This is a genomic window from Bifidobacterium hominis (assembly GCF_040095915.1).
In the GTDB taxonomy this organism is placed as follows: Bacteria; Actinomycetota; Actinomycetes; order Actinomycetales; family Bifidobacteriaceae; genus Bifidobacterium; species Bifidobacterium hominis.
In genome coordinates, this window is record NZ_JBBMFR010000008.1 from 99,011 (window position 1) to 122,377 (window position 23,367).

At 57.1% G+C, this 23,367-nt stretch carries 23 protein-coding genes; 8 read left to right on the forward strand and 15 right to left on the reverse strand.

Annotated features, from left to right (window positions below; all coding sequences use genetic code 11):
* Positions 1-19 precede the first annotated feature (19 nt).
* Positions 20-730, forward strand: a complete 711-nt coding sequence (locus WMO36_RS06970; RefSeq protein WP_294450671.1) for an HAD family hydrolase — start codon at positions 20-22, stop codon at positions 728-730.
* Between the two features lie 116 nt (positions 731-846).
* A complete protein-coding gene (gene fmt / locus WMO36_RS06975) occupies positions 847-1,809 on the forward strand; it encodes a methionyl-tRNA formyltransferase (RefSeq protein ID WP_099570797.1) in 963 nt (320 codons plus the stop codon).
* A 124-nt stretch (positions 1,810-1,933) separates the two neighbouring features.
* Here the strand turns inward: fmt and serB are convergent, their stop codons facing one another.
* Positions 1,934-2,608 carry a phosphoserine phosphatase SerB gene (gene serB, locus WMO36_RS06980; protein ID WP_144171014.1) on the reverse strand — a complete coding sequence of 225 codons (675 nt, stop codon included), beginning with the start codon at positions 2,606-2,608 and terminating at the stop codon, positions 1,934-1,936.
* A 119-nt stretch (positions 2,609-2,727) separates the two neighbouring features.
* Between serB and arc the strand changes: the two genes are divergently transcribed.
* The 5 genes from arc to pafA all read left to right on the forward strand — a co-directional run bounded on the left by arc (position 2,728) and on the right by pafA (position 8,605).
* A complete protein-coding gene (arc, locus tag WMO36_RS06985; protein ID WP_099570795.1) occupies positions 2,728-4,272 on the forward strand; it encodes a proteasome ATPase in 1,545 nt (514 codons plus the stop codon).
* A gap of 43 nt (positions 4,273-4,315) precedes the next feature.
* Positions 4,316-5,899, forward strand: coding sequence for a depupylase/deamidase Dop (gene dop / locus WMO36_RS06990; protein WP_180753648.1), 1,584 nt, complete (start codon positions 4,316-4,318; stop codon positions 5,897-5,899).
* 132 nt (positions 5,900-6,031) lie between these two features.
* Positions 6,032-6,862, forward strand: coding sequence for an inositol monophosphatase family protein (locus WMO36_RS06995; protein ID WP_099570793.1), 831 nt, complete (start codon positions 6,032-6,034; stop codon positions 6,860-6,862).
* Positions 6,863-6,947: 85 nt separating this feature from the next.
* Positions 6,948-7,139: a ubiquitin-like protein Pup gene (locus WMO36_RS07000; RefSeq protein WP_099570792.1), complete on the forward strand. Its 192-nt coding sequence runs from the start codon at positions 6,948-6,950 to the stop codon at positions 7,137-7,139.
* Positions 7,139-8,605: a Pup--protein ligase gene (gene pafA, locus WMO36_RS07005; RefSeq protein WP_099570791.1), complete on the forward strand. Its 1,467-nt coding sequence runs from the start codon at positions 7,139-7,141 to the stop codon at positions 8,603-8,605. Before WMO36_RS07000 ends, pafA begins: the two co-directional genes overlap by 1 nt.
* A gap of 130 nt (positions 8,606-8,735) precedes the next feature.
* On the opposite strand, the gene WMO36_RS07010 is transcribed toward pafA, so the two are convergent.
* The 14 genes from WMO36_RS07010 to WMO36_RS07075 form a co-directional block, all read right to left on the reverse strand.
* On the reverse strand, positions 8,736-9,536 hold the full coding sequence (locus tag WMO36_RS07010; protein ID WP_099570790.1) for a dioxygenase: 801 nt from the start codon (positions 9,534-9,536) through the stop codon (positions 8,736-8,738).
* On the reverse strand, positions 9,533-9,892 hold the full coding sequence (locus WMO36_RS07015) for a MarR family transcriptional regulator (RefSeq protein ID WP_099570789.1): 360 nt from the start codon (positions 9,890-9,892) through the stop codon (positions 9,533-9,535). Before WMO36_RS07015 ends, WMO36_RS07010 begins: the two co-directional genes overlap by 4 nt.
* 146 nt (positions 9,893-10,038) lie before the next feature.
* Positions 10,039-10,320, reverse strand: coding sequence for an HU family DNA-binding protein (locus tag WMO36_RS07020; protein ID WP_003808664.1), 282 nt, complete (start codon positions 10,318-10,320; stop codon positions 10,039-10,041).
* 154 nt (positions 10,321-10,474) lie between these two features.
* Complete coding sequence (locus WMO36_RS07025) at positions 10,475-12,970, reverse strand: lysylphosphatidylglycerol synthase transmembrane domain-containing protein (RefSeq protein WP_236824281.1); 2,496 nt, start codon at positions 12,968-12,970, stop codon at positions 10,475-10,477.
* A gap of 85 nt (positions 12,971-13,055) precedes the next feature.
* Positions 13,056-14,498 (reverse strand): adenylosuccinate lyase, encoded by a 1,443-nt coding sequence (purB, locus tag WMO36_RS07030; RefSeq protein ID WP_099595450.1) that lies wholly within the window; start codon positions 14,496-14,498, stop codon positions 13,056-13,058.
* 113 nt (positions 14,499-14,611) lie between these two features.
* Positions 14,612-16,093, reverse strand: coding sequence for an esterase/lipase family protein (locus WMO36_RS07035; protein ID WP_349077192.1), 1,482 nt, complete (start codon positions 16,091-16,093; stop codon positions 14,612-14,614).
* Positions 16,090-16,413, reverse strand: a complete 324-nt coding sequence (locus WMO36_RS07040; protein WP_099570785.1) for a hypothetical protein — start codon at positions 16,411-16,413, stop codon at positions 16,090-16,092. The genes WMO36_RS07035 and WMO36_RS07040 overlap by 4 nt, the downstream gene beginning before the upstream one ends.
* Before the next feature lie 157 nt (positions 16,414-16,570).
* Positions 16,571-17,164, reverse strand: coding sequence for a DUF6466 family protein (locus WMO36_RS07045; protein ID WP_099570784.1), 594 nt, complete (start codon positions 17,162-17,164; stop codon positions 16,571-16,573).
* A complete protein-coding gene (locus WMO36_RS07050) occupies positions 17,134-18,153 on the reverse strand; it encodes a vWA domain-containing protein (protein WP_349077193.1) in 1,020 nt (339 codons plus the stop codon). The genes WMO36_RS07045 and WMO36_RS07050 overlap by 31 nt, the downstream gene beginning before the upstream one ends.
* Positions 18,150-19,217 (reverse strand): vWA domain-containing protein, encoded by a 1,068-nt coding sequence (locus tag WMO36_RS07055; RefSeq protein ID WP_099570782.1) that lies wholly within the window; start codon positions 19,215-19,217, stop codon positions 18,150-18,152. The genes WMO36_RS07050 and WMO36_RS07055 overlap by 4 nt, the downstream gene beginning before the upstream one ends.
* Positions 19,218-19,742, reverse strand: coding sequence for a hypothetical protein (locus tag WMO36_RS07060; RefSeq protein ID WP_099570781.1), 525 nt, complete (start codon positions 19,740-19,742; stop codon positions 19,218-19,220).
* On the reverse strand, positions 19,739-20,692 hold the full coding sequence (locus WMO36_RS07065) for a DUF58 domain-containing protein (RefSeq protein ID WP_099570780.1): 954 nt from the start codon (positions 20,690-20,692) through the stop codon (positions 19,739-19,741). Before WMO36_RS07065 ends, WMO36_RS07060 begins: the two co-directional genes overlap by 4 nt.
* Positions 20,689-21,756 (reverse strand): AAA family ATPase, encoded by a 1,068-nt coding sequence (locus tag WMO36_RS07070; RefSeq protein ID WP_099570779.1) that lies wholly within the window; start codon positions 21,754-21,756, stop codon positions 20,689-20,691. The genes WMO36_RS07065 and WMO36_RS07070 overlap by 4 nt, the downstream gene beginning before the upstream one ends.
* An 18-nt stretch (positions 21,757-21,774) precedes the next feature.
* Entirely contained in the window at positions 21,775-22,485 is a 711-nt protein-coding gene (locus WMO36_RS07075) for a uracil-DNA glycosylase (RefSeq protein WP_099570778.1), read from the reverse strand.
* A gap of 167 nt (positions 22,486-22,652) precedes the next feature.
* Between WMO36_RS07075 and WMO36_RS07080 the strand changes: the two genes are divergently transcribed.
* Entirely contained in the window at positions 22,653-23,354 is a 702-nt protein-coding gene (locus WMO36_RS07080) for a LytR C-terminal domain-containing protein (RefSeq protein ID WP_099570777.1), read from the forward strand.
* Positions 23,355-23,367: the final 13 nt, after the last annotated feature.

Sequence of the window (23,367 nt, forward strand, 5' to 3'; positions counted from 1 at the left end):
GGCATGAATGGAGGATCATATGAAGGGCTGGCCAGGAGAGCCTGACATGGAGTACGACGTGCTCATGGCAGACGGCGAAGCCGCGGCGAATGCGGGCAAACCGATCACCGATGTGATTTTCGATTTCGGCAATGTGCTCATCTACTGGGATCCGGTTGCCGTGATGGCGCCACGGTATAGCGACGAGCTTGTTGAGCAGTTCCTTGACAACGATATTTCCGGCTTTTATGACATCAATGACGAGTTGGATTGTGGCATGTCGAACGATGGTGGTGTCGCCTTGATGCGTGAACGTCACGGAGACAAGTGGGCCGACATGCTGCAGTACTATCTCGACAATTTCGTTGACTCGCTGACCGGCGTGGTGCCGGGCGCTCGCGTGCTCATCAATGATTTGAAAGCTGCCGGCGTGCGCGTATGGGGATTGAGCAACTGGCAGAAGGACCTGTTCCCGATCGCGCTTGAGAATTTCGATATTCTGCGCAGTCTTAACGATCGTGTGGTTTCGGGGTACATTTCCCTGCGCAAGCCCAACAAGGATATTTACGAGTTCGCGTTGCAGCAGTTCGGCATTGACGCTTCCGGCGCGGTATTCGTGGATGATAAGGCCATGAATATCGTAGGTGCGAACAATGCTGGCATTCGCGGCGTTCGATTCAAGGATTCGCGTGCATTGCGTGCGTTGCTCATCGATGCAGGTGTGAAGATTCCTGCAGTGCGCCAGGCATAGTGTTGGTGCGTCGCGTTCCCCTGTTGCACACGCTGCTGATATGTGTGCTGTTGATATGACGGAATGATTCCACGATGATAACGATGTGAATGAGGATTTGATAAGGAGGACTTTCTATGCTGAAAGTGCTGTTTGCCGGTACTCCGGATGTTGCTGTGCCGTCGTTGAAGATGCTGGCTGAAGACACCGAGCATTTTGAAGTGGTCGCCGTGCTCACCCGACCGGATGCGCCTACCGGTCGTGGACGCAAGTTGGTGCCGAATCCCGTGAAGCAGGCCGCTCTTGAACTTGGCCTGCCGGTGATCGAATCCGATCCGAGCGAGGAAACCTTCATTTCCGAACTGTCGGCCACCGGAGCTCAGGCTGCCGCAGTGGTGGCGTACGGCAAAATCCTGAAGCAGGATGTGCTCGACGCGTTGCCGATGGGCTGGTATAACCTGCATTTTTCGCTGCTTCCGCAGTGGCGTGGCGCGGCTCCTGTGCAGCGTTCCATTTGGGCCGGCGAAAAGGTGACTGGTGCCACGGTGTTCCGTATTGTGCGCGCCATGGATGCCGGTCCGATTCTGGCGCAATCCACCGTGGAAATTGGAGCGCACGAAACTGCCGGCGAGCTTCTGAACCGTCTTGCCGAAGATGGATCGCACCTGCTTGCCGCATCGTTGCAGGCCATGGCCGACGATCAGATCGCTCCGGTGGAGCAGTCTGCCGGCGCATATGAGGTGGCTCAGAAGATCACCGTTGAAGACGCGCATATTCGTTTCGACATTCCCGTGTTCGCGGTGGATCGTCAGATTCGGGCCTGCACACCCAATCCGGGCGCATGGTGCGAACTGCATGCCAACGCTGAAGCCGAACCGACCATACTGCACGTGCTTCGAGCGCAGAGCGCCGATATGGGCAATCCCAACACGCCCTCTTCGCTTGAGCCGGGGCGGATCGTGGCCGGAAAGAAGAACGTATGGGTGGGCACTTCCTCAGATCCTCTGGAATTGCTTGAGGTCAAAGCCCAAGGCAAAAAGGCCATGCGTGCCGCCGACTGGGCGAGAGGTGCTCATCTCGACGGCGCCTACTGCAAGTAAAGTCGGAAACAGGTAGGCCGTATAAAGTTGCCGTGTGAATCTCATGATTTCACACGGCAACTTTTGCTATATCAAGCTTGTGATACTGCGGTTCGAATCATCAGAAGAGTTGAAGCTTGGCAAATCAACGAAGAAAATCAAGAATCCGCATCAAATCGCGTTCGTTCACACGATGTGGAGCGTCCGCCTGAACCGCAGGCTTGGCGCAGAACGCCACACCGAGCCCGGCGGCATGAATCATCGGCAGATCATTGGCCCCATCACCAACCGCAACAGTCTGGTCCATACTGATGCCCATGTGTGAAGCCCAATCATACAGCGACTGCAACTTCACATCTTTCGTAATAATATCGCCAAGCACACGGCCGGTCAGACGGCCATCCGCGGCTTCCAAACGATTCGCAATCCAAAAATCAAGATGTGCGTCGGTGGCAAGACGATCCACGACTTCATGAAAACCGCCGGAAACCACGCCGACCTTCCAACCATGCGCATGCAAGGCATCAATCAAATCGAGCGCACCGTGCGTAAAATGCACACGACGATATACATCATCGAATACCGAAGTCGGCAAATCCCTCAGCAATGCGACGCGAGCCTGCAATGCCTCACGAAAATCAAGTTCGCCATTCATCGCGCGTGCGGTAATCGACGCAATCTGTTCGCCAATTCCAGCAGCGGCGCCCAACTCGTCGATGACTTCCTCGTCAATCAGTGTGGAATCCACATCCATGACCAGCAGACCCGGCTGAGAAAGGGTGGGCGTGGGTGCGATGTTCGGCGATTCTTGTTCAAGCATGGTTTTGATTGTCGGAAATCATGCGGACAATGAGTATTCTTAATGGGTGAATGTATGAGACGGTTGCATTCCGGTTTGGGTTTGTCGGAGTGTTCCCGCGTGTTGGAAGTGGGGTCTGCATGGATCGGCGTGACGATACGTTGGCATCATTGGGCGAGGCAAACGATCAGTTGATGGCCAAGAACCATGCGCTGGCCAAGGCATTGAACCGCGCCACTCAGGAGCTCACCAAAGCCAAAGCGCAACTGAACCAGTTGGCCGGTCCTCCCATGACCTTTGCCACCATGGTGCGCGTGTATTCCGCTCGAACGGACGAACAGGGTGTACAGCGTGCCAGCGCCGAAGTGATTTCCGGTACGCGACGCATGATTGTGCCGGTTGCGGCGAATGTGCAGGCGTCCAGGCTTGAGGCGGGACGTACCGTGCTGCTCAACGAAAACATGGTGGTGGTTTCGCAGGCTGACACCGACACGTTGGGTGCAGTGCGTACGGTGAAGCAGGTTATTGATGATGGACGATTACTGGTAGCCGACAATGGCGGTAATGTTGCATTGGTCCGCCGTTCGGGCACGTTGGCGAAGGCTGTGATCAATGTGGCCGATCGTGTTACGGTCGATTCGTCCATGCGATTCGCGTTTGCGCTGGTTCCCGCGCAGAATGACGCTGATCTGGTGCTTGAGGAAGTGCCGGATGTCACGTTTGCCGACATTGGCGGTTTGGACGAGCAGATCGAACGCATTCGCGATGCCGTGCAAATGCCGTTCCTGCATCGTGAACTGTTTGAACGGTATGATTTGAAGCCACCGAAAGGTGTGCTGCTGTATGGGCCTCCGGGCAATGGCAAAACCTTGATCGCCAAGGCCGTAGCCAATGCGCTTGCCGAAGGCGCGGCCGGCGGCAGGGGTGTGTTTCTGTCGGTGAAGGGGCCGGAACTGCTCAATAAGTTCGTGGGCGAGTCGGAACGGTTGATCCGCATGATTTTCAAGCGTGCGCGCGAACGTGCCGCGGAAGGCAAGCCGGTGATTGTGTTCATCGATGAGATGGATTCGTTGCTGCGCACGCGTGGATCTGGAGTGTCATCGGACGTGGAAACAACCATTGTTCCGCAATTTTTGGCCGAACTTGACGGTGTGGAAACGCTTGACAATGTTATGGTGATTGGCGCATCGAACCGTATCGACATGATTGATCCAGCCGTGCTTCGCCCTGGACGTTTGGACGTGAAGATTCGTGTGGAACGTCCGAAATTGGCACAGGCGGCGCAGATCATCCGCCATTATCTGACCGATGACCTGCCGCTGGCGCCGGGACTGGATGCGAAGGCCCTGATTGGCGTGCTGGTCAACGACATTTATGCCAACGACGAACATCGGCATCTGTGCGATGTGCGTGATGAGCATGGCCAATGGCATCCGGTATATCTGGCAGATGTGGTGTCTGGAGCGGTGTTGAAGAACATTGTGGATCGTGCCAAAACCCGCGCCGTGAAGATCTCCATTGAGGATGGCCAGCCCGCGGCGATCGGTGTCGACTTGCTGGCCAAAGCAGTCGACGAGGAATTCATGGAAACCCAAGATGCGGTGCTGGATGCCGATCCGGAGCAGTGGAGCCGCATCAACGGTTTGGATGCCGGGCATGTGACCAGCATCCGCCAGGTGGCGTAATGCCGTCGAACAATGTGAAAACAGACGAAAGGAAGTCATATCGATGAGCGTTCGTCGAATTATGGGCACGGAAACCGAATATGCGGTCTCGGCGCCGAAACTTGGGCATTACAATCCCGTGCAATTGTCGTTTGACGTGGTTGGGGCCGCGGCGAACGAACGAACTAAGCATATCCGCTGGGATTATCGGCAGGAAGACCCCATCAACGACGCGCGAGGCACCAGACTGGAACGCGCCGCGGCACATCCCGACCTGCTTACCGACGCGCCGCAACTCAACATCACCAACGTGATCGCAGCCAATGGCGGACGTGTGTATGTGGATCATGCGCATCCGGAATACTCGTCTCCCGAAACCAATGATCCTTTTGATGCCGTGCTCTATGACCATGCCGGAGACTGCATCATGCGCGTCTGCGCACGCAAAGCCAGCGAACAGACCGGCACCGCAATCGTGCTGCATCGCAATAACGTCGACGGCAAAGGCGCAAGCTGGGGCACTCACGAAAACTACATGATGCTGCGTTCGGTGCCATTCAACCAGGTTGCGAAACTCATGACGGCCCATTTTGTGGCGAGGCAGATCTTCACGGGATCAGGTCGCGTCGGCATTGGCGAGCGGAGCGAAACCACAGGCTACCAGCTCAGCCAACGTGCCGACTACTTCCATATGAAAGTCGGTTTGCAGACCACGTTCGACAGGCCGATCATCAACACGCGGGACGAATCGCATAGCACCGACGAATATCGCAGACTGCATGTGATTGTCGGCGACGCAAACCGTATGGATGTGCCGCAAGCGCTGAAGCTTGGCACCACCAGCATGCTGCTTTGGCTGCTTGAACATGCCGAAGAGGCGGGATTGAACATGGATGAGGCCTTGAAGCCGGTCACTCTTGCCGATCCGGTGCACGCCATGCATGAGGTGTCGCACGATCTTACATTGGGTGCCGCGTTGCCGCTGGAATACGGCGGCGAAACCACGGCATGGCAGATCGAAGTCACATTGCGTTCCCTGGTGTATGCCGCCTCGGCCGTGGTGTATGGGACCGATGCGTCTGGCGAACCGGCGTGGCCGGACCGCTCCACCCGCAACATCATGGTGATGTGGGGGCAGGCGCTCGCCGATGTGGCGGCCATTCGCCATGCCGACGATGATATGCGACTTGCGATGCGTGGGGAAGCTTCCCGTGTCGAATGGCTGTTGAAATGGCAGTTGTTGGAGAAGCTGCGGCGTAAGATCGGCTCTGGCTGGGATGATGCGCGCATCGCGGCCGTTGATTTGAAATGGGCTGCGATCGATCCCGTCGATTCGATTTTCGATCGGTTGCGTGACCAAACGGAACGTCTGGTCACGGACGAGCAGTTGGAACAGGCTTCGGTTGAAGCGCCATCGGCTACTCGTGCGTGGTTGCGTGCTGAGATTATTCGTCGCTTCCCCGAGCAGGTCGTGGCTGCGTCATGGTCTCATCTCACCGTGCGTCATCGAACGATTGGTGATAATACCGTGGAGAATCCGATGGTCTCATTGGATATGTCAGACCCTCTGAAATATAGCAAATCTCAATGTTCTGGCTATTGTGAACGTGTCCAAGATGCGGCATCGATTTTGGAAATGTTACGGTGAAATGCTATCTGTGCGGGTAACATTGCCATCAATTGGTCGCGAAGAACGACCATTGACAACAGGTAACATCATCCCGGTATTTTGAGGAGAGGACGTGCCGGGACTGTACAGAGGAAACGAAAAGGCATATCTATGGAACTGAGGCAAATCGCCCTCGAAGTCGCACGCATCCTGCAGGACGCAGGCAAGCATGCGTTGAGCGACCAGACGAATCCGCGCGACATGAGAAAACTGGAAGCGTCCGAAGACTGCTTCCACTTCACTTCAAACACCGACGAGCGCCTACAGCAGTTCATCAGCAACCGTCTGACCTATGTCGACGTGTTCGATGGCTTCTGGCAGCTGAGGCCGGAGCAGTGTTATCCCGGCCAACGATACTGGTGCGTGGGCGGCATCGACGGCGTGATCAATTTCGCACGCAACATGCCGGAATGGACCATCACCGTGACATTATTCGAATTCAACGACCGGTGCTCCGCACAGCCGATTCTTTCGGTCGTGCACGCTCCGGCGTTGGGATTGACGTATCTTGCGGTGCGTGGATCCGGCGCGATCCGTATTCGCAGGACCCCGCTGGGAGACAAACGCGAGAAAATCATTCCTTCAACCGCCTCATCCCTCGATGGTTCGGTGGTGAGTTTCGGCATGTCCCCGGTATCGTCCGAATCGCAGCGCGCGCTCGATGTGGTGGCGAAGATCGCCGGGCGTCCTGCCGATATTAAACGTGTCGGCCCGGCGTCCCTTGATTTGTGCAAGGTGGCCGACGGCACGTACGACGCGTATTTCGAACCGCACTTGCATGAGTGGGACGTGCCTGCCGTGTCCGCCGGTGCCATGGTGATTTGGGAGGCTCAAGGCCATCTGACCCAGTGGAACGGCGAAGGCGTTCACTGGCGTCAGGAGAACGATGTGGTGGCCACCAACGGCCTGATCACCAACGATCTGAGCCAGTATTTGGCATAGCGTTGCATGCTGCGCCACACCTGATATAAGGTGTGGCGCAGTGTTTTTTGTAGATTTGCAACCGGGAGTTACAGGGAGGAACGTCATGCCTCAGGAATTTGAACAGGCTCAATCCGCATCCGCAGGTCAAGAGGTGGGTGACATTGTCGAATCCGCCGGTGTGCAAGTCGACGAAACCACTGATGCGTTGGATGCCGTGCTTGACGATATCGAATCGGTGCTCGAGTCCAATGCCGAGGAATACGTCGGTAGTTTCGTGCAAAAAGGCGGCGAGTGATGCCACAGCTGCGAGACAGCGGCAATCATTCCTCGTCTCCGCTTGATGCGGGAACGTTGCGTGAGGTTCATTCTTTCGCTCGTATTTTCGGCATTGAAACCGAATATGGCGTCAGTGTGACTGGCGCGGATGCGCCATGCGACGCCAGCCAGACGGCAATGATGATGTTCCAGCCGATCGTTGCCTCCGCGCGATCGACCAATACGTATATTGAAAACGGTTCGCGACTGTATCTTGATGTCGGCTCGCATCCCGAATACGCCACGTCCGAGGCCTGCGATCCCATGGATGCTCTGGCTGTGGATGCGGCTGGCGAACTGGTGATGCGTGACCTTGCGCAGGATGCCCAGCAGAGGCTCCGTTCCACTCACGGGGCGCATGCCACAGTGCATGTGTTCAAAAACAACGTGGATTCCGCGGGGCATTCGTTCGGATGCCATGAAAACTACTTGGTACGACGTTTTGTACCGTTGGAAGTCATCGAACACGAATTGCTGCCGTTTCTTATCACGCGTCAGGTGTTCACTGGCGCAGGCAGGGTGACGGAATCGGGTTTCCAGATCACGCAGCGCGCCGATTTTCTGGATGAGGCCGTTTCGTCGGCCACCACAAGATCGCGTCCAATGGTCAACACCAGGGACGAACCGCACGCTGATCCCGACGCTTTCCGGAGACTACATGTGATCATCGGCGATTCAAATCGTTCCCAATGGGCCACGATGATGAAGCTTGCCACCACGCATCTGGTGTTGTGTGTCATTGAACAGGCGGGGCGTGAAGGGCATGAATCGGGATTCTCACGTTTCGCGTTCACGGATCCCGGCGCTGCCAATCGTGCAGTCAGCCATGATCTGAGCGGCGTGAATGCGTCGTTCGACATGGCCGACGGATCGACGTTGCAGGGTGGTGCCGTAGCCATGCAGGAACGTTATCTGCAGACTGTGGAACAGTTCGTGGATGAGCATCCGGAAGTGGCTTCGTCGTTGCCTCGCACCGATGTGCACGATGTGATTCGTCTGTGGCGCAATGCGTTGGAAACATTCCGTTCCGGCAATGTGGATGCCTTGAGCGGCAAGGTGGACTGGGTGTGCAAGCATCGCCTGTTCGAAGCGCTGCGTACCCGTTCCGGTGGGAAGGTTGCACAGTGTAAATTGGAGCAACTGGATTTGGATTATCATGACGTGGCCAACGGCACGTTGTATGACTCGTTGCTTCGTCGTGGGGCTTTGTGTTCATTGATTGGCGATCGGCAGGCTCAGAAGGCCCGCACCACGCCTCCGGCAGATACACGTGCCGCATTGCGTGGCAGGTTTGTCTGCGCGGCCAAGGCGTATGGCGCGCAGTATTCCTGCGATTGGACCAGGTTGTCGTTGCAGACGCCGCAGAAGATGGACATGGTCTTGCTCGATCCATTTCAATGTGAAGGGAACGAGGATTTCCAGGCCATGCTTGATGCTTTGGCATAGATGGTCTGCATGCATCTACGAGAGTGGGGCACGGTCGAGGTTTATGGACCGTGCCCCACTCTCGTATTCGTGTTCCGCTATTTCGTTACGTGATTCTAAAGCGGTTAGTGTCGTTTTAGACCGATTCAAGTCAGGCTTCACCGCGGTATTTCGCCATCATCTGCGATTGCAGCTGCTGCGCGCTTGGCGGCGTCCATGTAATGGCGTCCGCACCCGCTTCGATGGTAGCGAGAATGCGTTCTTCGGAACCGCCTCCTGATGCGAGAATCGGGATTTCCGGGTGATGCATGCGGATGCTTGCCACAACCTGAGCGGTGCGTGCGCCTGCCGCCACATTGATGATAGCCGCGCCGGCAAGGATCTTGCATTCGGTGATCTCATCGTCTTCTGTGACTGTGGCGATGACTGGAATGTCAACCATCAACATGGTGGTCTCGATGGTTTCCGCAGGAGCTGGCGCATTGATGACAACGCCTGCCGCGCCTTGCATTTCGGCTACCATAGCCAATTCGGCCACACGTGGACCTGTGGTGGTGCCACCGCCCACGCCCACGAACAACGGCATTTGGGCTACAGTGAGCAGCGCTTGTGTGATAACCGGCTCGCCGGTGAACGGGTAGACGGCGAGAATGGCGTTGGCATTGGTGTTGCGAATAATCACGGCATCGGTGGTATAGGCGAACGATTTGAGAGTATGGCCTTTGACTGTGATGCCGCCGCAATGCTGCGATATGACTTCGGGCACTCGCGCATTGGGGGAGGAGAGACGACCTTCGACGCGCGCGGTTCCATAACGGGTGCGTGACACGTGAGGCGTCACGGAATGCTGTTCCACGGCCACGGCCTCACTTGGAGCGAATAGGGATCGTTTGCCGATACGAATTGGTTTGGGGTCGTTTGCCTCGGGAGTGGCCTCCTGCTCGTCGCTCATTCCCGCACCTCCGTGTCTGTGTGATTCAGCATAAGAAATTCATGGATGGCTTTGCGTCGTTCCGCGTACTCTTCGTCGAGGAGTCTGGTGTCGGTGTTGTCGATGATACGCCGCAGAAGTTCGCTGAGAGTGGAAAGCTCCTCTTCGTTCAGACAGTCAAGCATATGCGCTGCCGTGCCTGATGATTTTGGAAGCTGCTGTAGTGGCGCCACGCCCCGACGGGCCGCTTCGACGTTGCGTACCCGTGTCGCGGCGCGAAGCACGCTCTGTGTGCGCGTCGCCTTGAGCTTAGTGTGCAGTATCAAGATGTTGAGTTCGTGCAGTTGGTTGATGACTTCTTTGCGTTGGTCGGTCATGAGATTCCCCATCTATATGGACACGATGTCTAATATGCATAGTCTAGCGCAGAATCAACCTGAGAAACGGTTGCATGCGGGAATCAGAAAAAACAGATGCCCCGACCATCGTGGTCGGGGCATCTGATCGTCCATCATCGCAATGATTACTTGGTGACAGCCTTCTTCAGCAGGGAACCGGCGGAAATGCGAACACCGTAGGTTGCCGGGATCTCGATGGTTTCGCCGGTGCGCGGGTTGCGTCCGGTGCGTGCGGCGCGCTTGACGCGCTCAGCGGAGAACAGGCCGGTCAGCTTCAGGCCTTCGCCGGACTGCATTGCCTCGACGAACACGTCCTGGAAAGCGTTCACAGCTGCCTCAGCCTGTGCCTTGGTCAGGTTAGACTTCTGAGCGATCTTCGAGACGAGATCAGACTTGTTGTATGCCATAAAGCATCCTTCTTGGATCAGGGGACATTCTGATTACGAACATCCACGTTCTTTATGATATTAGCGCACTATTATGAGGGAAACGGCATTTTATAAGGGCTTTGGGCGCTTTTTTTATAAATAGGGGGTAAACCGAAGCGTACGGGGGCGTTTGTCAGATCAAATTGTGCCTGTCGAGCCATTTCATAGCCAGCGCGCCGACCGGAATTCGCAGCCAGTAGAAGGCGATTCGGTAGACGAGAGTAGCGGACACGGCAATGGTGGAGGGAATGCCCACGGCGGTGAACGCCACCGACAGCGCGGCTTCCACGGCACCCAGACCACCAGGTGTGGGAACTGCGGACCCCAAAGTATTGGCAAGCAGGAAGATGAACGTGGTCTCTATGGGATTCGTGTGATACCCAAACGCCATCAACGCGGCCCAGAAGCCCAGTCCGGTCGCAAGGTTGAGCACCAAAGCGCCCGCTATGCCGAAAGCCAGTTCCTTCGGACGTGCGAGAACGTCGACTAGATTGCGTGCGTAGGCCTTTGCCATCGGAAGATATTTCTCGGTCACCAAATGACGTACCGGAGGAATCGCCATGGCCGCCGATACGACCAGCGCGACGAGGGCGATCACCATGATCAGCGTATTCGTCGGAATCATGCCGGACAAGGTATTGCGCCCCGTGAACAGGCCGATCATCAGCAGCAGCACGATGGTGGTGCCTCCCTGCACGGCCCAGACCGCGCTCATAACCGCCGTCGCAGCGGTGCTACGATAGCCGCTTTTACGTAGGAACTGAAGGTTGACGAACGCGGGACCGACACCGGCCGGCATGGAAACGGCGGTGAAGCCGGATGCCATTTGAGAGCAAAACAAGCCGATCGTATTGCGCTTGTCAGAATCCATGAACACACCCAAGGTGATGGCGGAACCTAGCCATGCGATAAAACCGAGAGCAACGCAAACCAAGGCCATAGCAAGATTCGCGTCTCTGACCGCTTTGATCATCTCGGCCGGCTGTATCTGTGTGAACACCACATATACGGCAACCACCAGCAAGGCGATGGCGAAGAAGGAACGGAAGCTGAATCGCGATAGCGTGACCTTTTCCATCGAATCCGCAACATCCTGCGGGGCGAGCGCGGAAATCCGTGTACGTAGATCGGAAAGCATCTTCTTATCCCAACCCGGCAGAGTGCGCGTCGCGGCGGGAACGGCGGCTTTTTGCACAAAAGGCGCCAGATTGATGAGCTGCTCATCGCCCCAGGTCCTGCGAGCGCAGGCGATCGCACGGTCGACGCCGTTCAATGTCGCAAGCAATACGAGAAGCTGTACTTTGTCAAGGGCGAAGTTTGGCGATGCGCTGCCGTAGTCGCCATTCTGCCATCCGGCAATTACCGGTTGATTGTTTTCCATGCGAGACAAGGTGTCGGGGGTGATGCGCCGATGTGTGAAACCATGGCGATGTGCTGCTGCGAGGTATTCCATGAATGTTTCCATGTCATGGTCGGACATGGTGTTTTGGTTGCATTCCAATGGCATGTGGTTGCGGTGGAATACCAGAATGGAGGATTCTCCATAGTCGGCCACGCCGTATACGCTCGGAGTTTTCAGGCCGGCGTTGGCTAGGCCGAGAATCATGGCGTAATGGTGGTGCGTGGCGTCGACGGAGGAACGGTCACGGCGCATGGAAACACCGGTCAGGCGAAGCCACTGCCACACCTGATTGAGGTAGCCGGCTGCATGTACCTGATTGTCGAGCACGGAAACGGTGTATTGCGTGCCTTCATAATCGACGACATCGTAAATACGGGAATTTTCGATTAAATCATCATCTAATGTGGCTTTCAATACTCCTGAATCGGCGTATGGGGCGACTCTGCGTGTAAGTAGTGATACGTCAATGCCGATGGAACGTAATGATTGCTCGATCTGTGTGCCCCAGGCGCCATTGTTCTGCGTGCCGATGGCGAAACGAATCAGCATGCCGATAACGCGGCCTATGGCATAGGATGTAATGGCGCCGGCCAGCGAATTCCATGAAAGCACAACCATCAGCATCGCCACGGCGTACAGTACGTTCCATCCCCATTTGGTGCATGAGCGGATACGACGTGGGCCTGAAACGGTGAGGAATGACGTCATGGCGGCGTAAAAATCGGGAAGCAGTCCGGTGCCTACGGATGTGCTGTTGGATTGTAGCGGAATGATCAGCATGGCATTGTTGGAATTGCTGATCAGTGCGGATACGCCCCATACTGCGAAGAATCCGAAGATGAGGGACATCACGGAAACCACGCTTTGCAGCCATTCTTTGGATGCGAGCAGCTGGATGAGCACGCTGACGGTGATGCATACGATGGCAAGTTGCTGCAGTAGGGAGGATGGCACATCCGTCAGCCAGCTGACCACGCGTCCTGCGGAGCGAACGTCGGATTCCACGCCGGATGCGGTGCCGTGCAGATACACGGAGAACAGTATTACGCCTATGCCGAGCACCAGTGCGAAGAACGCATGTGTTAAATCGGCGAAATCACGGCTGCGTTTCGGTGGCACATCGTCGATATGCGGTTTGGGCTTATTGGCTTCGGGGGAGTGAGACACTGTTGACTTGCTCCATACGTATGAGATTGGCTTCAGGTGGGTCATATTGCCCCACTGCATTCGATAATACGCCTTGAGGGTGGCTACGAAATACGTGGCCACCCTCAAGATGCATGGTTTTTAGTGTTTATTCGACAGTCGTGATTCAGCGGTCGAAATCCACCAGCTTGCCGGCGACACCGGTATATGTTGCCGGAGTCAGTGCCTTCAAGCGAGCCGCTGTGGCATCGTCGAACGCCTGCTGGTCGATGAACTGTTCGACGGCGTCCTTGGAGATTTCATGGCCGCGCATGAGTTCCTTGACCTTCTCGTACGGCTTGTCCATGCCTGGCAGACCTGCCAGTTCGCAGGCGCGCATGGCGGTCTGAATCGGCTCGCCAAGCACCTCCCAGTTGGAATCCAGCTCGGCTTCGATGGCGATGTCGTTCGGATGAATGGAATTCAGGCCGCCCATCAGATTGTTGAGTGCCAGCACGGAATAGCCCAGTGCGGAACCGATATTGCGCTGTGTGGTGGAATCGGTCAGATCGCGCTGCCAGCGGGACTCGACGAGCGTTGCGGACAAGGTGTCAAGCAGCGAGCAGGAGATCTCCAGATTCGCCTCAGCGTTTTCGAAACGGATCGGATTGACCTTGTGCGGCATGGTAGAGGATCCGGTGGCGCCCTTGACGGGAACCTGGGCGAACACACCACGGGAGATGTACATCCATACATCCACACACAGGTTGTGCAGAATGCGGTTCGTATGGCTGATGGTACCGTACAGCTCGGCCTGCCAGTCGTGCGATTCGATCTGCGTGGTCAACGGATTCCAAGTCAGACCCATGCGGTTGGTGACGAACTCACGGGAGACGGCAACCCAATCCACGTCCGGGCATGCGGCCAAATGCGCGCCGAACGTGCCGGTAGCGCCATTGATCTTGCCGAGATATTCCTGAGCCTTGACCTTGTTCAGCTGGCGGTTCAGACGGTACACGTACACCGCAAGCTCCTTGCCCAGCGTGGTCGGGGTAGCCGGCTGGCCATGGGTCAGCGACAGCATGGCCTTGTCGCGGTATTCCTCGGCCTTCTGAGCCAGATGGTCGAGGATGGCCTGCGCACCCGGCAGCCACACGTTCTCGATGCCGTTCTTCACGCAGCGGGCAATGGACAGGTTGTTGATGTCTTCGGATGTGCAGGCGAAATGCACCAGGGTCTTGAGCCCGGTCAGCTGGGTTTCATGGCCGAGCACGTCGGCGGCCTTGTCAAGCTGATCGTCGATGTAATATTCCACGGCCTTCACGTCATGATGGGTTTTGGCCTCATGAGCAGCATGCTGAGCGATGCCTTCAGCGCCGAAATCCTCAGGAATGGAGCGCAGGAACGCCTGCTCCTCATCGGTAAGCGGCTTGACGCCCGGAACGATGGTCTGGTTTCCGTTGCCTTCAAAACCGTTGGCAAGCAAAATCATCCATTCGACTTCCACACGCATGCGCTCGCGGTTCAATGCCGGTTCGCTCAAATATTCGACAAGAGGAGCGGTCTGCCCATGGTAGCGGCCGTCAAGAGGGGTCAATGCGATTGCAGGGGAAATATCAGTAAGCTTCATAGGCAACAGCATACGTTCAGCCGTAAACGAGATTCGGATATCTGTCCGTTCGGTGGATGACGCCTATCCTGCGTTATCGGTTCCGCTCGGCTGCGGCTGACCGCTGTGTGCTTTCATTTGCTCATGCGTCCTTCGAAATACATGACCTCCTGCAGGTCGCCGTCGAGAATCTCATCGAAATGTCGTTCGTGGGTTTTCACGGCGGATGATCCCATATCGGTTGCGTTCTGGTATGCGGCTTGATGATATTTCAGCCAATGCGTGATCTCCTTGTTGTCGGGAGCATCTGTGACGGGAGTTCCCGCGAACGTTGATTCCGGATTGTTGTCGGACTTGCTTGCGGTGCCGCGTACGGTCAGCCAATGTTCGGAATTGGGGTTGGCCGCGCCGTCGAGGGCTGCCACAAGCTCGTCGTCCATTTCCACGCTGGTCACCCACGTTTTGTCTGGAATCGGATGGTTGGCGACGGGCGATCCGGCGGTGACCACATGTTTGATGTCATAATCGTCCTTCAGATCCGATGCGATGGTGGCGGCGACGATGCCGCCCTGCGAATGCCCGATCAGTGCGACCGGCTCATCGGATTTGATGCCGGCCTGCTTCAGGGCCTCCTGGACCATGCGTGCGCTGTCCGCCTCCATACGCTGCTTGCTGTGGGAGCTCATAAGCTCAACGTTCTGCGGCCATCCGAACGGGGAGTCCGGCTGGCCGTCGGTGCCGGGAATGGTGACGAGCCATGAGTTGGTGCCATCGGTTCTGCGGTATTTGGAGATGGCGATGGTACCGTACTCAAGCCCGCTGTCGAGATCGGCTTTGCCGAGACGTTCCTCGCCGAGACGCCGAAGATCTTCCATCGCTTCGCTCACGCTATGCGATTCTCGAACCACTTCGGTTTTCGGCCGGACTCGGGTGACGGTGAGGTTGTTGCCCTGAATCAGGTTGTAGCCACGCGACGTTGCGTTGGAAATGGTGTCGGCCGCATGGTTGACTTCGTCGGTATGCAGCAGGCCTTTGACCTTGCCGTATCTGCTGATCGCGGCGCCGGCCGCGCCCATAATGCCTTCCTGCGCCCAATCCAACGAATCCAACAGGTAGATGGGGTTGGATTTGCCTTCGTTGATGGAACCCATCACGTATCCCAAGGCGGACATGGCCGTGCCGATAAGTATCGACTCCTTCGGGAATGCTGTGATCGTCAATTGCAGAAGTTCGTTCAAGGCCTTTCTGCCGGCGTCATCGACATGGGAATACAGGGATTGCGCACGAATGATCAATGCCGATAATTCAGACAATCGTGCCGCCATCGCTCCCAGTGCGCTCGCGTGGCCGTCGCAACGTTCGATGAGTTGATCGTATGGCAATTCGATATGATCTGCGGCATTGCAGTAGGAGTTTGATCCGGATAGCAGGACGACGGCCGATGACGCATAGGGATAGGTGGAAAGCTGAAGCCTCAATGCCCGGAACGAGTCATGGGCGCGGTTCAGCTCGTCGGCCGCATGGCTGAGCGCTTTCGCGGCACGCAGATAGGCTTCGGTTTCCTCTGTGGAATATTTGCATCCGCCGCTGACTCTGGCGGTCACTTGCCAGCTCATACCGCACCTACCGACCATAGGATGCGTGAGGTGTCGTTGAGCGCGTCTCGCAGCGCCAAGGATTGCTTGCGTAACTCATCGAGCCGCGCGCGATATGATTCGGCGGCGATTCCCGCCCAATTGGGTAGTGAACTGGATGCGAGCGCGGCGTCGAGATCGTCGAGGCGCTGTGATGCGGAAGTGAGTTTGGCGTTGATCAGCGTTTGGGTGGCGTGTATGCCGGTACGGCAATGGCAGGGCATGCCTGGCATCGAGGTCAGGGCGTTGATGGGGTCGTAGCCCAGTGAGGGGACGAACGGGTATGCGATTGAAGTGTTCATAGCTGTATTGGAACACGTCGGTCGGCTGTCGTGGTGTGGAGGGCGAGGCCTGTGGTCGGAGGATGGTCAAAAAAACAAGTTGCCGGCGTGTCGTCGTTGGAAAATCAACGAGAGCACGTCGGCATGCCTGTGGATAACTCTTTGAAAGAGACCCCCTTTACCAAGGTTTTGCAGGTGAGGACGTTCCGTCGGAATCCTGTTTGGCGGCAGAACCGGAATCATTGGAATCGGATTGGGTGGATTGCGCGTTCTGCGCCAGAAGCTCCTCGACTTTCTGACGCTGCTCGTCGGTCAATGTGCTTCCGTTGCCTTGATTGCCGTCGGTGACGGACTGCCCGCCTTCGATGGCGGTGTCGGTATCGGATTTTCCTGAATCCTGCATTGAATGGATCTTCTTGCGTATGGATTCGGTTAGTTTTGCCGAGATGGCGGCGTTATGTTCGATGGATGAACGCACGTTCGGCAACAACAACACGCCTGCCGCTCCGGCTTCACGGAATTGGGCGTCGGTCTGCTGCTGTTGGGTCTGCAATTTGTCGAAATCGGCGTCCTGCTGCTGGCTGGCCTTGATATTCGCGTTCAGGCTGTTCGTGGCTTGATTGTAGTTGCTTACGGAAGCGAGATTCACTATGGCAAGCGCGCCCACGGCGATTGAAATGGCCGCGGTGACGGCGATGATGATGCGGACAGGCAAGGATGCGCGTGCTTTGACGGTCGTGTTCACAGCAGCCTCCTGGATTGCGTGATCCATGCTCCGGCTTCGAAAGCCAGGAGCAGCGCCACGGCAATGGCGAACGGCCAGACCACGGCGACGGTTCTCGTGCGTTGTTTGGTGGTTTGTGTGACGCGCCATTTGTCGGATGCCTCTTTGGAGGCTCCGTCGTTCATGGTTGTTGTCGCGTTGAGTTGGATGGCGGTTCCGCTGAGTTCGTCGGCGATGGTGTTCATTTCGTCGGCGTTCATGCGTGATACGCCGGGTTCACCGGTTTCCGGATCGGTGAACCACTGTCCGTCGCCTTCGTTCACACCATCGCCGGTCATGGGGATGTTACCCCCTTGTTCGCTGCCGACGGCAATGGTGAACGCGTCGGAAAGGTAACGGCGTAATGATGAGAACGTACGACGTGTTTTCGAAGATGTCTGTTCGCCGTCCGAAATCAGGTACAGCACAATAGCATCATCCGGATGCTGCTCATGAATCGACTTGCATGTCAACAGCAACTGGTCAATCGGCACATCCAAAGTCGAACCGGCCGAAACGGAAGTCGATTCCGGTGCGAGCGTATCCGCCCAATTGTCGATCGCTTTCGAATCGGGTGTCAATGGAACATCCAATGTCCCCGAAGCTCCAAATCGCAATGCCGCGAAACTGGAATTCGGGTACATGGCGGTGATGTCCTTCACGGCCTGCTTGGAAACATCCAGACGGCTGAGTTGCTCGGCGGAACCGTATTGCGCGTCCTTGACCGCCATGGAACCGGTCACGTCGACCGCCACCACCACATCGGTGGCGTTGATCGCGCGGCTATTCGTGGACGAGACGATGCTTGGGGTCAATGCCATAACGGCCACGAGCATGCAGGCAAGGGAACGTCTTGCGCAAGCCCAGACGGTTTCGTCGCTTTGTCCCCGTCTGCGGATATGCAGCACGATCTGCGCGACTGCGCAAGCCAGCATGGTCACGGCGATCGCCAAGCCGACGGGCCAACCCAAAGCGGGGGAGAGCGTCAGATGATTCATCGCTTCAACCTCCAAGCCAATATCAGCCAGAACACCATTACCACAGCCAGCGCCAATGTCCACCATCCGGGCGCGTCCGACATGGCGGCTCTGCTGCTTGACGCGCTTTCGTGGCTGCGGCGCGATTCGATTTGTCTGACCAGTTCGGCAACGGAAGCGCCGTTCGATTGCGTGAGAAACACACCGTCATGTGATTCGATTTCGGATCTGAACTGATTGGTGGTCTGCTCCGATTCGCTTTGCTGTGGTCCGGAGAAAAGCCCGTCAACCGTGATTTCCGCCTGTTTGGTCAGGTCGAGTGCTTCCTGAAGCGTGTATGTCGGATCTCCTGAAACGACATTATCGGTGGCGAGCACAATGGAAGCGGCACGTTGGCGGGACGAGGTGTCCGCATTGGCGCTGCCGTAGGCGAAGCCGGGCAGCATGGCCGCACAGCTCACTACGCCGTCGCCGATCAGGGAAGTGGCGTCCTTGCGATTCTGAGTGCCCTCCAGCCAGTCGGAAATCGCCTGATAGTCGCTGTCTTTCATCTTGTCGATATCATCTTGCGATTCAACGCCCTTCAGTATCGTGCTGGCCTTGTCGAGCTGCTCGGATACCAGCTCATAATCGTCGGTCAGCGGAAACACGGTACGTGACGTGGAATTGAAAATACTCAATCCGATGCGTTCGCCCTTGAAGCTATCAACCAATCTGCGGTAGGTGTCGATCACTTCTCGGTCGTAAGGCAACGTCGATCCAGACACGTCCAAGCACAGCACGATATCGCGGCTGCTTGCGCGTTCCTCTCCTTCGTCCACGGTGCTGGGGCGTGCCACCAGTGCTATCGTCAGTGCCAACGCGACCACCAGCAGAACAGCGGCCATGCGCGACAGCGTGCGCCACTGCCGGAACAGCTTCGACGCGGTTTCGGTGTTGAGATCGTCATCCAAGCTGAACGTTCGTGCGGCTCCAGTATCGGCATGTTTGCGTTTTGCGTCGACCAGCACCATGACGGCGACGACGGCCAATGCCACGATCAGTCCTGCGAAACCGGCCCACGGCCAGTGCCATGACAATTTCATTCATCGCCACCTTTCCACAAGATTGGCAACCCACTCTCCAGCTTGTTCGACAGTGGCCTCCCTGGCGGTGTGATTGCGTTCGGCGTCAGCGAATTCCGGAGGATACAACGCTTCGATGGTCTGCCTGAGCAAGGTGAGACCATGCTGATTGCCTGTCGTGCGTGGAGTCGCTTCAATGTCGGTGAGCGTTTGGCTGCGCACATCGCTGCCGGTGGCTGCGGATGCGAAATCCCTTGCGATGGCTGCAAGCAAAGCGAACGCGTTCTCCCTCGTAAGATCGCCCTTGGCGTGACGGGCAACCACATCATCGATGCGTTCGTGCCATACCGACGTGCCCGTGGCCGCATCATGACGTCCATGATTGGCTTTTTTCGTGGGCTTGCGGTTCGGACGCGACAGCCACACCACGAGAATGACGAGTGCCGCGGCAATGGCGAGGCACACTGCGATGACGATGCCCAGGCCCGTTTCGATATGAATCGGATCCATCGTGTCGAAACCGTTGTCGGACAAGGTGATGATCATGCCTTGCCTCCCAGGGTGAGTGCGGACGGGGCTTTCAGCTGATTGCGCGTGGAGCGGGCCAGGGAAACGGATACCATCCGAACGAATTCGCGGAACATGCGTTCGCTTGAATCGGCGCGGATCACGGTGGAACCGCAACGATTCAACTCATGCCGGACGGATGCGGACAGATATTCGCGGTGCGTGCGAACCTCCTGTGCTGTTTTGCCAGTGCGTAGGAACGCGGGGACGCGACGATCGCTGCCTGCGTCGAACACCGTGCGTGCGTGTGTGTCGTCGAATGGATTGATGGTGGCCACGTCAATAAGCACCATAGGGTGGGTTCTTGCGATCCTGCGGATGGATTCCATATGACGTTCCTCGAGTGCGTGCTCGTCGGTGGCGAGTATGACCAGCGCATCCCTGTCGCGAATGCGGCGGGCATACTCCAGCAGGGCGTCGATATTGCGGGGCTTGCTCCAATCACGTTGCAATGCATCGTCCAACGTATGCTCGAATTGCGCGAGTCCGCCATTAAAAGGCACGCGAGTGATCGAGCCTGCGTCGCCGAACACGATGGACACTTCGTCCCCTCGGCGCAGGCTGAGTGCGGCGAACATGCACAAGGCGTTGGCTGCGACTTGGTGCGCCTGCTCACCGGAAACGCAGGTACCGGTCATCTCCTGCCCGACATCGAGCAGAAGCCAGGCCCGCGAGGTGCATGGGCGTTCCCGCTGCACCACCATTGGGCGTCCGGCACGGGCACTGGTCTTCCAATCAATCCGTTTCGCCTCGTCTCCGGGTTCGTAGACACGGATGTCCATGACATCGTTGGCGCCGAAACGTTTGTCCGACGCATGCGCGCCCTCAAGAATGCCAAGCGCTTTACGGACGGTCGGCAGACTCAACGTGGTTCCGAGAGCCTCGATCTTGCTGCGGATCGGATCTTCGGAACGAATTGCGTCGATCATGGAACGGGAACCGCCTGAACGATGGAGTCCACCACCTGGTCGCTGGTGATGCCGTCGGCAAGAGCCTCAAACGTTAGCAGAATGCGATGGCGCAGCACCTCATGGGCGAAGGTTTTGACATCTTCCGGAATCACATAGTCGCGTCCCTGCATCAGTGCGTTGGCCTGTCCGATACGGATCAGCGCGATGGATGCGCGCGGCGAGGCTCCGAGACGTACCAGCGTGGACAGTCCTTGCACCGGCTTGGTGCCTGCCCCTCGTGATGTGGCCGCGATATCGACCGCATATTTCATGATCGCGTCGGAGACATGCACGCGGCGGGCGGCGGAGCGCAGAAATTCAACGTCGCTGATGGATACGACATCTCCGGTGAGCACTCGTGAATCGAAGGTGTCGGAACCGCGACGGGTAAGCATGGAGAGCATGCGCTGCTCTTCTTGGGCGGTCGGATAGGTCATGACCGCCTTCATCATGAAACGGTCCATCTGCGCTTCAGGAAGGTTGAACGTGCCTTCCTCCTCGATGGGGTTCTGCGTGGCGATGACCATGAAAGGCTTCGGCAGCGCAATGCGCTGGCCTCCGATGGTGGTGGCTCCTTCGGCCATGGCTTCAAGCATGGCCGACTGTGTTTTCGCGTTCGAACGGTTGATTTCGTCGAGCAGCACGAAATTGGCGTGGATGGGTCCGATCTGCGTGGAGAACTTCTGTGTGGCGAAATCGAAGACCTGGGTGCCCACCAGATCTGACGGCATCAGGTCTGGGGTGCACTGCACCCTTTTGAACGATCCGGACACAGAGGTCGCCAGCGTTTGCGCTGCCGTGGTCTTGGCCAGACCAGGAACGGATTCGATGAGAATGTGGCCGCCTGCCACCAGTGTGGTGATCAGCGATTCGCGAAGATTGTCCTGCCCCACCAAGGTCTGTGCGAAGCGTGCGCGGATTCGTGCGCCGATCTGCTTCGCGCGGTTGATGTCTTCCGCAGACAACGTGCTTGGTTTGCTGACGGCCGGCATGGGAATGGGGGCCGGGGCCGGTGCCGGATTTTTTGGAGGGAATAAAGCCATGATTGCTACTGTAACGGGTTAAGCTGACGGAAGGGACCAATTCACAGGCTTTTCACCTGCGGCGATGAGCGCTTGATTGGCGCGTGAGAACGGCTTGGATCCGAAGAATCCATATCGTGCTGACATGGGGCTTGGGTGGGGCGACTTGATGATGAACGCATTGGTGAGCAGCGGCTCCAACGTTTGCGCCTTACGTCCCCACAGAATGGCGACCAAGGGTTTGACGCTGCCGTCGGGATTGCAGCGGTTGTTGAGCGCCCTGATCGCAGCGTCAGTGACGATCTCCCATCCTTTGTCTTGGTGGCTGCCGGGCTTGCCCGCTTCGACGGTCAGACACCTGTTCAGCAGCATGACGCCCTGGTTCGTCCAAGGCGTCAGATCGCCGTTCGCTGGCATGGGGATGCCGAGATCATCCGTCAGTTCCTTGTATATGTTGGTCAGGCTGCGAGGGATCGGCTTGACTTCCGGTGCCACGCAGAAGCTCAGTCCCACCGGATGTCCGGGGGTGGGGTAGGGGTCCTGTCCTACGATAAGCACCTTGATGCTGTCGAACGGAATGGTGAACGCGCGTAGAATATTCGCGCTAGCCGGAAGGTATCGGCGTCCGGCTGCGATCTCCCCTCGGAGAAAATCGCCCATGTGGTGCACCTGTGGCTCGACTTCGGCGAGGGCGTCCGCCCATCCGGGCTCCACGAGGTCTTTCAATGGTTTGATGTGCGCTTGTGTCATGAACCTTACTGTACGACGTGTTGCGGTCCTGACGGTTGGCATGGTCTGGTTTTCACGGGATGGTTTCACGAACGTGCGGAATAGGGTGGGAATGCGGTTTGATTGCGTTCTGACTGAGGTGGTCGGTACACTTGGCAGATAAGTGTGTGAGAAACGAGGTTTGCAATATGGCTAAGCAGGACAAGGAGACCTACGATTCCTACGAGAAGGATGTGTACGATAATCCTCCGTCGGGGCCTATGGGCGTTCACCGTGGCGCGCGTTCTGCGGCGTCCCGTGCCGTGCCGTACGTCATTGTCATCATCGTGGCGCTGCTTGCTGGTCTGCTGTTCTGGGGCGTTTACTCGGGTGAGATCAACAATCTGAAGATGCCGTGGTCGTCGCAGGAGAGTTCGACTGCTTCAAGTGCCGAAAAGGCCAAGAGCGCCAAGAGCGGCAAGAGCGGCAAGAGCAAGTCCGAGTCCCGATCCGACTCCGCTTCTGGCAATGAGGCGGACGCATCCAATACCGATTCGTCGACCGGCTCGCAGCAAAGCGAACAAAACGAGCAAAACGCCGAACAGAATGCCGAGCAGACGGATAACGCTACTGCGCAGCAGGTCGTGAACACGGGCACCGAGGTGCGCGTGGTGAATGCGACGAACATCACCGGTTATGCGCAGAGCAAGGTCGATGTGCTGACCCAAGCCGGGTACACCAGCGTTTCCGCCAGTAATCCGACGGGAAACGTTCCCTCGCAGACCGTGGTTTGGTATCAGAACGAAACCGATAAGGCCACCGCCGAGAATGTCGCCCAGACCTTGGGAATCTCGAATGTGCAGCAGAGTAATGGGCTTGTCACGCCGATCGTCGTGGTGTTGCTGGACTGAAAAACGCCGTGGC

What these genes read in the sequence shown, in the direction of transcription:
- WMO36_RS06970 (WP_294450671.1), top strand. Translation starts at nt 20, where the DNA reads ATGAAGGGCTGGCCAGGAGAGCCTGACATGGAGTACGACGTGCTCATG.
- fmt (WP_099570797.1), top strand. Translation starts at nt 847, where the DNA reads ATGCTGAAAGTGCTGTTTGCCGGTACTCCGGATGTTGCTGTGCCGTCG.
- serB (WP_144171014.1), bottom strand. Translation starts at nt 2,608, where the DNA reads ATGCTTGAACAAGAATCGCCGAACATCGCACCCACGCCCACCCTTTCT.
- arc (WP_099570795.1), top strand. Translation starts at nt 2,728, where the DNA reads ATGGATCGGCGTGACGATACGTTGGCATCATTGGGCGAGGCAAACGAT.
- dop (WP_180753648.1), top strand. Translation starts at nt 4,316, where the DNA reads ATGAGCGTTCGTCGAATTATGGGCACGGAAACCGAATATGCGGTCTCG.
- WMO36_RS06995 (WP_099570793.1), top strand. Translation starts at nt 6,032, where the DNA reads ATGGAACTGAGGCAAATCGCCCTCGAAGTCGCACGCATCCTGCAGGAC.
- WMO36_RS07000 (WP_099570792.1), top strand. Translation starts at nt 6,948, where the DNA reads ATGCCTCAGGAATTTGAACAGGCTCAATCCGCATCCGCAGGTCAAGAG.
- pafA (WP_099570791.1), top strand. Translation starts at nt 7,139, where the DNA reads ATGCCACAGCTGCGAGACAGCGGCAATCATTCCTCGTCTCCGCTTGAT.
- WMO36_RS07010 (WP_099570790.1), bottom strand. Translation starts at nt 9,536, where the DNA reads ATGAGCGACGAGCAGGAGGCCACTCCCGAGGCAAACGACCCCAAACCA.
- WMO36_RS07015 (WP_099570789.1), bottom strand. Translation starts at nt 9,892, where the DNA reads ATGACCGACCAACGCAAAGAAGTCATCAACCAACTGCACGAACTCAAC.
- WMO36_RS07020 (WP_003808664.1), bottom strand. Translation starts at nt 10,320, where the DNA reads ATGGCATACAACAAGTCTGATCTCGTCTCGAAGATCGCTCAGAAGTCT.
- WMO36_RS07025 (WP_236824281.1), bottom strand. Translation starts at nt 12,970, where the DNA reads ATGCAGTGGGGCAATATGACCCACCTGAAGCCAATCTCATACGTATGG.
- purB (WP_099595450.1), bottom strand. Translation starts at nt 14,498, where the DNA reads ATGAAGCTTACTGATATTTCCCCTGCAATCGCATTGACCCCTCTTGAC.
- WMO36_RS07035 (WP_349077192.1), bottom strand. Translation starts at nt 16,093, where the DNA reads ATGAGCTGGCAAGTGACCGCCAGAGTCAGCGGCGGATGCAAATATTCC.
- WMO36_RS07040 (WP_099570785.1), bottom strand. Translation starts at nt 16,413, where the DNA reads ATGAACACTTCAATCGCATACCCGTTCGTCCCCTCACTGGGCTACGAC.
- WMO36_RS07045 (WP_099570784.1), bottom strand. Translation starts at nt 17,164, where the DNA reads ATGGATCACGCAATCCAGGAGGCTGCTGTGAACACGACCGTCAAAGCA.
- WMO36_RS07050 (WP_349077193.1), bottom strand. Translation starts at nt 18,153, where the DNA reads ATGAATCATCTGACGCTCTCCCCCGCTTTGGGTTGGCCCGTCGGCTTG.
- WMO36_RS07055 (WP_099570782.1), bottom strand. Translation starts at nt 19,217, where the DNA reads ATGAAATTGTCATGGCACTGGCCGTGGGCCGGTTTCGCAGGACTGATC.
- WMO36_RS07060 (WP_099570781.1), bottom strand. Translation starts at nt 19,742, where the DNA reads ATGATCATCACCTTGTCCGACAACGGTTTCGACACGATGGATCCGATT.
- WMO36_RS07065 (WP_099570780.1), bottom strand. Translation starts at nt 20,692, where the DNA reads ATGATCGACGCAATTCGTTCCGAAGATCCGATCCGCAGCAAGATCGAG.
- WMO36_RS07070 (WP_099570779.1), bottom strand. Translation starts at nt 21,756, where the DNA reads ATGGCTTTATTCCCTCCAAAAAATCCGGCACCGGCCCCGGCCCCCATT.
- WMO36_RS07075 (WP_099570778.1), bottom strand. Translation starts at nt 22,485, where the DNA reads ATGACACAAGCGCACATCAAACCATTGAAAGACCTCGTGGAGCCCGGA.
- WMO36_RS07080 (WP_099570777.1), top strand. Translation starts at nt 22,653, where the DNA reads ATGGCTAAGCAGGACAAGGAGACCTACGATTCCTACGAGAAGGATGTG.